The 11288-nt window shown below is 56.5% G+C and carries 5 protein-coding genes; 3 read left to right on the forward strand and 2 right to left on the reverse strand.

Features of this window, described 5'->3' with window-relative positions; all coding sequences use genetic code 11:
- The first annotated feature begins 83 nt into the window (after window positions 1-83).
- From Q0510_RS21400 to Q0510_RS21410, 3 genes are all read left to right on the forward strand, one after another.
- Window positions 84-6680, forward strand: coding sequence for a Calx-beta domain-containing protein (locus Q0510_RS21400; protein WP_298716162.1), 6597 nt, complete (start codon window positions 84-86; stop codon window positions 6678-6680).
- Window positions 6681-6698: 18 nt separating this feature from the next.
- Window positions 6699-7613 (forward strand): PorP/SprF family type IX secretion system membrane protein, encoded by a 915-nt coding sequence (locus Q0510_RS21405; protein ID WP_298716164.1) that lies wholly within the window; start codon window positions 6699-6701, stop codon window positions 7611-7613.
- 816 nt (window positions 7614-8429) lie between these two features.
- Window positions 8430-8636, forward strand: a complete 207-nt coding sequence (locus tag Q0510_RS21410) for a PLDc N-terminal domain-containing protein (protein WP_298716165.1) — start codon at window positions 8430-8432, stop codon at window positions 8634-8636.
- Here Q0510_RS21410 and Q0510_RS21415 read toward each other — a convergent pair.
- Both Q0510_RS21415 and Q0510_RS21420 read right to left on the reverse strand, forming a co-directional pair.
- Complete coding sequence (locus Q0510_RS21415) at window positions 8627-9364, reverse strand: PrsW family glutamic-type intramembrane protease (RefSeq protein WP_298716166.1); 738 nt, start codon at window positions 9362-9364, stop codon at window positions 8627-8629. The genes Q0510_RS21410 and Q0510_RS21415 overlap by 10 nt on opposite strands.
- Window position 9365: 1 nt before the next feature.
- Entirely contained in the window at window positions 9366-11048 is a 1683-nt protein-coding gene (locus Q0510_RS21420) for a DNA polymerase/3'-5' exonuclease PolX (protein WP_298716168.1), read from the reverse strand.
- Window positions 11049-11288: the final 240 nt, after the last annotated feature.

Consider the following 11288-nt stretch of genomic DNA (forward strand, 5'->3'; position numbering starts at 1 on the left):
AGAACAGCGCTTCCACGCTGGCCAACAATGAGCACGGCGCATTGGGCGTGATCACGATCGCGGCAGGGGAGACGGAAGGTACTGTGACTCTGTCCACCGGCACCGACAAAATCCTGGAACCTTCCGAAACGCTCGTGCTGGGTGGTACGGCTACTTCCCCGATCCCGGTTTCCGGCACAACCGTTACCGTGACCGACGCCACCGGCACCAACGCCAACAAAACCATCACGCTCACGCCGGTAACAGCCACCATCGTGGAAAGCGGCAAAGTGACGATGACGGTTTCCCTGCCGGAAGATATCATCACTTCTCAGGCAATTACCATCAACCTGGCGAAAGGCCCGGCCAGCTCGGCTACGCTCACCGCAGGCGATTACAGTTTCCCGGCTACGGTGACCATCGACGCAGGTACCGGCAGCAAGAGCTTCGACGTAACGGCAGTGGCCGATGCGCTCATCGAAAGCTCTGAACAGCTGGAACTGGTGGCTACGGCTACGGTGTACGGGTTCACTTCATCCGACGCATCAAAAATTACCATTACCGATATATCCGATAAACATATTACCGTGAGCGGTGCGGCCACCGTGGCGGAGGGAAGCACTGTCACCTGGCGCTTTGCGCTGCCCGACGGCGTAACGGCTACGAGTGATATTACAGTTACATTGACGGCGGACCCCGCATCCACCGCCACGCTTGATGACCTTACAGGCGTTCCGTCGCTGAAGATCCTGGCGGGCGAGCCTTTCGGCGAAATCACCTTCACCGCGAAAACCGACAACCTGATCGAACCGGCCGAAACGCTGGTGCTGAATCCCTCCACGCTGGCGGGCTTCACATTCAGCCAGCCGGTGACTTTCACCATAACAGACGGAGACCTGGCAGCAGCGGGCATTACATTGTCCGCAACGCCCCCCGGTGTTACGGAAGGCAACAGCACCATCATCAAAGCAACATTGACGGGCGGGGTGCAGGCTGCAACAGACATCACTGTTACGCTCACGAAAGACGCGGCGTCTACCCTCGGTAACGGCGAGCACGGGGCGCTGGGCACGATCGTGATCCCGGCCAACAGCACGGAAGGTACTTTCACGCTGGCAACGAACACCGATCTGCTCCTGGAAACCACCGAAAACCTGGTGCTTGCGGGTACGGCCACCAACAGCATTCCCGTTACAGGCGCCACAATTACCGTTTCCGACGCTACGGGTACCGCCGCCAATAAAACCCTTCGCCTCACGCCCGCCACCGCCACAGTTGCGGAAGGCGGGAAAGTGATGCTGACGGTTGCATTACCGGAAAACATCATCACCACGCAGGCCATCACGGTTACGCTTGCGAAAGGCGCGGGCAGCAGTGCCTCGCTCACCGCAAGCGATTACAGCTTCCCCGCTACCGTGACCATCGACGCCAATACCAACGGCAAAACGTTCGAAGTGGAAGCCCTGGCCGACGGCCATATCGAAGGACAAGAACTGCTGGAGCTGACCGCTGCGGGAACCGTATTCGGTCGTGCTTCCACCGCCACATCGAATATCACCATCACGGATGTTTCCGACAAAACGATCACCGTGAGCGGTCCGGCTAACGTAGTGGAAGGGCAGGATATCACATACCGCTTCAGCCTGCCCACGGGCGTTACCGCTGCGAGCGATATCACCATCAATCTGGCCGCCGTTGCTGCTTCCACCGCCACACTCGCCGACCTCACAGGCTTGCCGGTAGTGAAGATCACGGCAGGGCAGCCCTTCGGCGAGGTGACCTTCACCGCCAAAGTGGACCAGCAGATCGAACCGGTAGAAACGCTGACGCTGACACCTTCGGCCGCAGGTTTCACCTTCTCGCAGAACGTTTCCTTCACCATCACAGACGCCGACCTTGCGGCAGCAGGCATCCAGCTTTCGGTGGCGCCGGCAAGCATCGCGGAAGGCGGCAGCACGGCAGTCAAAGCCACGCTTACGGGTGGCGTAACGGCGAAGAGCGATATCGTGATCACGCTGTCTAAAGACGCGGCCAGCACCTTGTCCAACCCGGAACACGGCGCGCTGGGCACCATCACGATCGCCAGCGGAGATACGGAAGGCACCTTCACGCTTACGGCCAATACCGACCAGTTGCTGGAATCCACCGAAACGCTGGTGCTCAGCGGCACGGCGAACCCCGCCATCCCTGTAACCGGCGCTACCGTTTCTGTAACCGATGCAACGGGTTCCAACGCCAATAAAACACTCAGTCTCACACCCGCCACCGCCACCATTATGGAAGGCAGCAGCGTGACGATGACGATTTCCCTGCCCGCGGGCATCCTGTCGACCCAGCCGGTTACCGTAAACCTGGCGAGGGGCGCGAATTCCGCCGCTTCGCTGGCGGCAGGGGAGTATAGCTTCCCGGCTACGGTGACCATCCCCGCGATGGAGAACAGCGTTACGTTCCAGGTATCTGCCATCACGGATGGCAATATTGAAGGCCCTGAGTTGCTGGAACTGGAAGCAACAGGCACGGTGTTCGGATTCGCATCTTCGGACAAATCCAGCATCACCATCACCGACGTTTCTACCAAACATATTACGGTGACCGGTCCGGCCACGGTAAGCGAAGGCGGCAGCATTGTATACCGTTTCAGCTTACCATCAGGCGTAACGGCCACTTCCGATATTCATATCGGGTTGACGGCAGATCCTTCGTCCACCGCCGCCCTGGCGGATCTGACGGGCCTGCCTGCGGTAACGATCGCCGCCGGGCAGCCTTATGCGGAAGTTACCTTCACCGCGAAGGCCGACCTGTTGATTGAGCCGGCCGAAACACTGACGCTGAACCCCTCGTCCACCGGCTTCACCTTCTCGCAACCGTTGTCGTTTTCGATTACAGACGGCGACCTTGCCGCAGCGGGCATCACCCTCACTTCCGCGCCCACCAGCGTTCAGGAAGGCGGCAGCGCGCTGATCACGGCCACGCTGACCGGCGGTGCTACGGCTACTTCGGCTATTACCATCACACTGACGAAAGACGGCGCATCCACCCTGGGCGACGCGGAGCATGAAGCGCCCGGGACGATCACCCTCCCGGCAGGCACAACAGAAGCCACGTTTATCCTTACAACTAAAACCGACTTCCTCCTGGAATCCAGCGAAACGCTGGTGCTGGGCGGGAATGCGAACCCGAATATCCCGGTAACGGGTGTCAGCCTCACGGTGACAGACGCTACGGGAACCGATGCCAACAAGACTTTGCAGCTGACACCGGCAACCGCTACCGTAGCGGAAGGAGATAAGCTGACGATGACGGTGGCGCTTCCGGCTAATATTATTACCACGCAGCCGGTTACGGTGGCGCTATCGAAAGGAGCGGGCAGCGCGGCTTCGGTGACTTCGGGCGATTACATCCTGCCGGCAACGGTAACGATCGAAGCAGGCAGCAACAGCCAGGCTTTCGAAGTAGAAGCGGCGACAGACGCCATCATCGAATCCAATGAATTGCTGCAGGTGACGGCGAATGCGACCGTCTTCGGATTCGCGACTTCCAAATCATCGGACATCACCATTACCGACGTTTCCGATAAACAGATCACGGTGGCCGGTCCGGCTTCCGTGGTGGAAGGGAATTCCGTCACCTGGACGTTCAGCCTGCCCGCCGGCGTAACCTCCGAAGTGCCGGTGGTGGTCAGCCTGGCGCAGGGTACTGCAACGCCCGCAGCTTCTGCTGCGGACCTGGAAGGTGGTTTGCCCGCGACGGTAACCATTGCAGCCGGTGCGGCATCCGCATCGCTGGTGATCGAAACCAAAGCAGACCAGGTGATTGAAACAACGGAGCAGCTGGAACTGGTTCCATCCGCAGCAGGCTTCACTTTCAGCAAATCTGTACTGGTGGATATCCAGGAAGCGCCGGTATCGGGGAACATCACGATGACGGCCAGCGCGGGTACGATCCGTGAAGGCGCCACCGCCACAACGATCACGGTTTCCCTGCCGGGAACTTACATCGCTGGCAGTGATATCGTGGTGGACCTCGCGAAGAGCGTGGTTTCTTCCGCCGCCGGCAGCGACCACAGCGCATTGCCCGCATCGGTAACGATCGGGGCAGGGCAGCATGCCGCTACCTTTACGGTAAGCGCGGTAACCGATAACATCCTCGAACAAACCGAATCGCTGCAGCTCGAAGGAACTGCGGCCGGGTTTGTGGTAGATGGCATCAGCATCAGCCTGGAAGACGCTACCAGGCTCGATCCCGCCAATATGAAAATCGTGCTGCTGCCCACGGGGGCGAGCATCGTGGAAGGCGCGTCAGGGCAATTCAGGATCAGCCTGCCTGCGGGTATCACTTCCAGCACGGATATCACCGTTCAATTAAATAAAGAAGCCGCTTCCACCGCTGCGGATTCCGACCACGGCGCCATCACGGCCAACGTAACGATCCCCGCGCTCGCCAATACCAGTGCAGACTTCGCGATTACCGCCACAACAGACGGTATCCTGGAAGCCGTGGAAGCACTGCACATCGGCGGCACCGCCCCCGCGGGCTTCACCTTCGATGGCGGCATCATTGAAATCACGGACGGCACCGGCCTCATCGCAGCCAACCGCCATATCACCATTACCATCGACTCCACGACCCTGCACGAAGGGAATTCCACGAATGTGAAATTCTCGCTCCCGGCAGGTATTTCCACCGCCATTCCCATCACCATCACGGTAGGTGCGAATGCTGCGCAAAGCGCCACTGCGGCCGACTTCTCCATCTCCCCGACACCGGTAACCATCGGTGCGGGACAGCAGTCGGTAACCGTACAGCTCACCGCAGTGCCGGACATGATCGCGGAAGTGAACGAGGTATTGCAAATCACCGCTACCGCTACCGGTTATACGTTCCCGCCTGCGGCTATGATCACCATCGCCGGTGAGCCTGCGCCCGGGGTGCATGTCACGGCGGCGAAATCGGCCGATGCGGCAGAGCCTTCCACGCACGGAAGCTTCCGCCTGCAGCTGGCTTCCGGTGTGGCGCCTGCGGATATCACATTGCATTATACGACCGGTGGTACGGCCACTTCCGGTAAGGATTACACCGCGCTCACGGGCACGGCTGTTGTTAAAGCCGGCGAATCGGGCGTGGATGTAACGGTTAGCGTGCTGGATGATAAAATCCTTGAAAACAACGAAACCGTAACGCTCACACTGGTTTCGGGCAGCTTTGAGTACCTCGGCGCCACCGTACCGGTGAACATCGCCACCAGCGGCGCGGTATCGATGAGCCTGGCGGATGATGATATGTCGGTGAGCCGGAACATCCTCATCGAGAAGATCGCCGACGCTGCCGAACCGGCTACCGCCGGCAGGGTGCGCGTACGTTTCGCGGATACGGACCTGACGACCGTCGTTCCCGTGAACGTGTCCTACAACATCGGCGGCACCGCTTCCGCAGGGGCCGATTACCAGGTGCTCACCGGATCGGTGGACATCCCGGCCGGCCAGAAGGAGGTCATCATCACCATTCAACCTGTAAATGACAATATCCTCGAACCCACTGAAACCATCGAGATCACGCTGACGGCAGCCTCCGCGCCCCTGGGCAGCTATACCTGGCCCATCGACGCGCAGCATACGGCCACGGTGAACCTGCTCGACGACGATCAGATCCGCATGGAGCTGTCGGCCCCGGCAGAAGTGAGCGAAGGCGGCCACCTCACGGTAACGCTCCGTTCCTCCGAAGCCTTCCCCTCCGCCATCCCCGTGAACATCACGCTGGCGCATGATGCGGTGAGAACGGTGACAACGGCCACGCCGCGCACAGGCACCACGATTACGGTGACCATGCCGGCCAGCCAGACGGAGGTTTCGTTCCAGCTCACCTCCGATGAGAACGATACGAACGACGATGAAGGCTACATCAATCTTACCATCCAGCCCCACAGCGGCGCGGGACAAGCTTACCGGCCGGGTACGGCAGACAGGACGAGCACCGCGGTGAAAGACAACGACGCGCTCACGATCAGCTTCGCATCCGATTCGTCCCGCATCGACGAAGGGAACTCCGGAATGACGATGATGCCGTTTAAAGTTGTGCTGAGCCGCAAGAGCACGCGCCCTGTGACAGTGGAGTACGCTTTTGCCGATGCATTCGAAGGGCAGGGTGCGGATAAGGACCTGCAGCGCGCGAGAACTGCTGAAGACTTCCAGGACGCTACGCGCTCGGTCGTGATTGCAGCAGGAGCGGAGGAAGGCTTGATCGAAGTGCCGGTGATCGGCGACACGAAAGTGGAGGACGACGAATTCTTCGCTGTGAAGCTCACAGGCGCTGTAGTGGCTTCTTCGCAAAATGTTCCCGTGATCGGAACGGCGGCTGTTGCGGTAGGCGTGATCGTGAACGACGATGTGAATCCAGATACGGAGATCCGCGTGCATAAAGGGTTGTCGCCCAATGGAGACGGTATCAACGATGCGCTGGTGATCGAGAATATTGAGAAATACAGCCGTAACGAGTTGGTGATCGTGAACCGTTGGGGCGGCACTGTATTCCAGACTGTCAACTATCACAACCAACATAATGCGTTCAAAGGCCAGGCGAACCGGGGTGGCGGCAATGGCAGCCAGTTGCCGGACGGGTCATACTTCTACGTGCTCCAGGTTTGGGATGCGGATGGCAAGCTGACGCGCTACAATGGTTATATCGTACTGAAATCTGCCCAATAAGTTTAAAATGTTTTTCAAATGAAAACAGGCATTCAAAAAATTCTGCTCTCCCTGGCTGCGCTTTTCGCGGCCGGGGAAGCTGCCGCGCAGCAACAGCCGTTGTACGCGCAGTACCAGTATAACGGGATGGTGATCAATCCCGGGTATCCCTCGATGGATGAGTTCGGGAGCGCCACGGTCGTGATGCGCAACCAGTGGGTGGGGATGGAAGGCGCGCCCAAAAGGGCGACGTTCTCCTTTTATTCGCCGATCAAGTCCACGGGAACCAGCGTGGGTTTCATGGCGCTGAAGGATGAGATCACGATTTATTCGCAAACGGGGTATCACCTGAACGTGTCGCAAAAGGTGAAGCTGGACGATAAATTGTACCTGGCGATGGGGTTGAAGGGGGGGATGGAGCAGTACCGGGAGAATAATGAACATCTTGGGACTCCTGACGATCCGGTGTTTTCGAATAACCAGTCGTACTGGAAAACGGACGTTGGGTTTGGGTTCGTATTGTTCTCCGACAAGTGGTTCGTTGGCTTTTCCGCGCCCTCGTTCCACAATTTTGACCTGGGTGGTTCTGTTAACAAAGTGGAGTTCAAGCGGCATATGTACCTGCACGGCGCGTATCTGACGACCATTAACAGTTTCCTGAAATTTAAGCCTGGGGTGGTTTTGCGCCAGGTTGGCGGAGCAGGTGTGCAGGCGGATATTAATGCGATGTTTATTTTGAAGGATGTGTTATGGGCGGGAGCGACCTGGAGGACGGAGAAATCGGCCTGTGCGACAATGCAGGTACAGGTTTCAAAGAATTTCCAGTTTGGTTATTCGTATGATTTCGCGTCTTCCACGCATTTGAAGAGCATGCAGGGGGGATCTCATGAGCTGATGCTGAATTACCGGTTCAGTTTGCAGAAGGATAAAAAACCTACGCCTAGATTCCTTTAATCAATAAAATATTATACATTAGGGAAATAAATATCCGGCTAAGTGAATCCATTTTTTACCGCAGGCCGTATATACCTCTCAAACAAGCCTACACGACAAGTTATGGGGTTGTTTGATCGTGAAAATGAAGTACTGTGATTTGGTTAATAGTTAGTTATCCTAACGTGAGTGTTTTGAAACTTCAGATTTTTAAATTAGATTTGATGTATAGTTTGATACCGTAAGTGAGGTTGTTAGTTTTGAGGTATCAAATACAAGTTCTTTCAAAATATCCGATTTTATTTCACCAAGATATTTGCCTCAGCCGCAACGCAGGGCAGTAAGTCTTGTCTTAAGCTAAATTGGAGAAAAATCCGAGCCTGATGTTCGTGTCGGGCTCTATTTTCATCTTTGGTTTGGGCAGGCTTGCAAAAACATTTTAAAGAGTCTTATTAGGGAATAAGGGATTTTTGTCTTAAGCTAAATTGGAGAAAAACGAGCCTGATTGTCTTATCGGGCTCTTTTCATTTTACCCCTTCCCATCGCTCCACTTCAACACATTTTTACGTCCCGGAAATATTCTTCCGGGCGCACAGAAATAGTTAAGCAATCCTAACTATATAATTAAATTTTTGTAGATTTACAGAGAGGAAACCGGCGCTTTTTTGCCCCTTTCCTGTTATCTCCTTAACAACCGTATACACAAACTTTTTTTATATCCACTTTGCATTACTAGTTAATTTGGAGGATGGGCCTGATTATCAAATCGGGCCTCTTTTTTTATGCGTTCTTCCAAAAAATTGCTAGATTTAAAACAGACCAACTCACCGGAAAGCCATGAAAGAAGAGATGATCCTCATGTTGTTATTCCTTGCCCACCTGTGGCTGGTGGTCCGGTTCGTGGTATTGCATACCTTCAAGCGGGCCGACAATAACCGGCCCTACCATCTCAAATGGCTCATGCTTGTTTTTTTCCTTCCCTTTATTGGTTATGGGCTTTATTTCTGGCTCACCCGCAAAAGCGTGACGGGTAATCAATCCTGACCCCCTTCGATTCCCTGTTCCTGCTGATTTTCATTTTCCCTGCGCAGCCGGTCCCACTCCCGGGACGTAGCCCTGTGTTGCCGTATTGCCCGGATAGATAGCCGAACCGCGATATACAGGCACAGCAGCGCCGCCACCACCTGGAAGATGCTGTCGCCGATAAACAGGAAGAAATCAAATGCGCCATGGAACATCACCGCCCAGAAGAGCCCTGTTAGTAACAACGTGCCCCGGTGCTGGGGAATAAACTTCGCCAGCCCGGTGTAATACCCCATCAGGATCGCGAAACAGGCGTGCGCCGGCACGGAAATGAACATCCGCGCCCAGCCTGTGGCCATGCCGAACTGGTAGACGTAACTGATATTCTCCGCCGTGGCGAAACCCATCCCGATCATGATTGAATACACGATGCCGTCGAACGGCTCATCGAATGCCTTTTTGGGGTATGCGAAATACCGCAGTACGAGGAATTTGCCGCCTTCCTCGCTCAGGCCCACGATAATGAAGGCGTAAATAGTGGTTTGGAGCAGTCCTCCGCCGGAGGAGCGCCAACCCTGCATGGCGGCCACCGTTTGCACGGCCAGCGGTATCGCCACGCTGAGGACGCCCAGCAGGAAGCAGCGGATCAGCAGGCCGAGGGGCTCGCGGTTGCGCTGGTCGAGCGCGTAGATGGCCAGCATAATGGCGATTCCCGGCGCTACGGCCAGGGCGAAGGCGTTCAATAACATGTCAGATTCCTTTGGATTTCCGGCGGGCGGCCAGCCAGTTTTCGAATTCCTGCAGGCCGAAGCTGCTGAGGTTCCTGCTTGCGGTGAGCCCGCCTTTCTGCGCGGCCAGCGTACCGTAGCGGATATCGTCGAACCCCGCTATATCGTGGGCATCGGGGTCGATGGAGATCATAGCGCCGCTGTCGATAGCCAGGGCGATCCATTCCCAGTCGATATCCAGCCTGCGCGGGTGCGCATTCAGCTCGATCACCACTTCGTTGGCCACGCAGGCGGCGATGACGGCCGGGTGGTTGACGGGATAGCCGTTGCGGCTGAGGAGCAGGCGGCCGGTCATATGCCCGAGGATGGTGGTGTACGGATTGGCGATGGCTGCGAGGAGGCGCGCCATGGCTTTTTCTTCCGGCATTTTCAGGTTGGAATGCACGGAAGCGATCACCAGGTCGAAGCTGCGGAGGATCTCGTCCGGGTAGTCGAGGCTGCCGTCGTTAAGGATATCGGCTTCGATGCTTTTGAATATTTTGAAGGGGGCGAGTTTTTTGTTCAGTTCATCGATCTGCGCATGCTGCGCCAGGATGCGTTCGGGCTGGAGGCCGTTGGCATAGAAGGCGGAGCGGGAGTGGTCGCTGATGACGAGGTATTCGAAACCCTTATCCCTCGCGGCTTTGGCCATATCTTCCAGGGAACTGACGCCATCGCTCCATTGGGAGTGGGAGTGGATGATGCCTTTGATGTCCGCCGGCTGGATGAGCTGCGGCAGTGTGCCTGCGGCGGCTTTCAGGAGGATATCGGGTGTTTCGCGGAGGGGGGGCTCGATGAAGGAGAGGCCTGCGCGGGAGAAGATCGCGGCTTCGTCGGCTTCGTTGCCGCCGTTGGAAGCGCCTTCGCGGGCGAAGAAGGCGGAGAGGAAGGCGTCGGTGCCGGTGGTGGTGAACAGTTTGGCGGCGAAGTGTTCGGGCGCCACGCCATAGAGGCGTATTTTGACTTGCTCGCGGAATTGGAGCAGGATGGAATCGTCGTTATTGTCGAGCCTTTCGAAGCCGTCGAGGGTGTGGAAGGTGTCGGAAACCTGTTCTATGGGTGTTCCGATAACGGCTTCCAGTTCGTCGATAACGGGTTGTTGCCTGCGGAAGGCGCCGGTAAGGGCGACGGGGGCTGGGGAGAAGGTTTTTTCGAGGAGCTGGAGGAGCTCTTTGGCGAAGGGTTCTACTTCAGCGAAGAGGAAGCGTTCGCGGTTGGAGAGGAAGAATTCGATCCCCTGGCGGATGGACTCCTGTGTTTTGGCGCCGAACCCTTTGAGGAGGGTGAGCCGGTTTTCGTTACAGGCATAGAGGAGTTCGCCGAGGGATTCGATTTCAAGTTCTTTCCAGATGGTGGCGATTTTCTTGGGCCCGATGCCTTTGATGCGCATCATATCGAGGATGCCTGCGGGTGTTTTGGCGAGGTATTCTTCGAGGGCGGTGTACCGGCCGGTGTCGAGCATTTCGAGGACGGATTTGCCGGTGGACTCACCGATGCCTTTGATGCGGAAGATGGCGTCGCGGGGAGTTTCCTGGAGGGGAACGGTAAGTTTTTCTATTTGGAATGCCGCGTTGGCGAGGGATTTGGCTTTGAAGGGATTATCTCCGTGAATGTCCATGAGTTTGGCGAGCAGGGAGAAATTATCGGCGATGACGTAATTATCCATAGGGGTTAAAGGTAACAAAAAAAAGAACCTCGATTTTCATCGAGGTTCTTTATGCTACAGTTTGTAAATCCGATCTTACATGGCCGGAGCTGCGGGAGCAGAGGGAGCAGCTTTTTTAGGAGCGGCTTTCTTTTTCGGAGCAGCTTTCTTGGCGGCTGCTTTTTTAGGAGCAGCTTTCTTGGCAGCGGCTTTCTTAGGAGCAGCTTTCTTGGCAGCGGCTTTTTTAGGAGCAGCTTTCTT

This window comes from uncultured Chitinophaga sp. (assembly GCF_937874145.1).
Taxonomy (GTDB): Bacteria; Bacteroidota; Bacteroidia; order Chitinophagales; family Chitinophagaceae; genus Chitinophaga.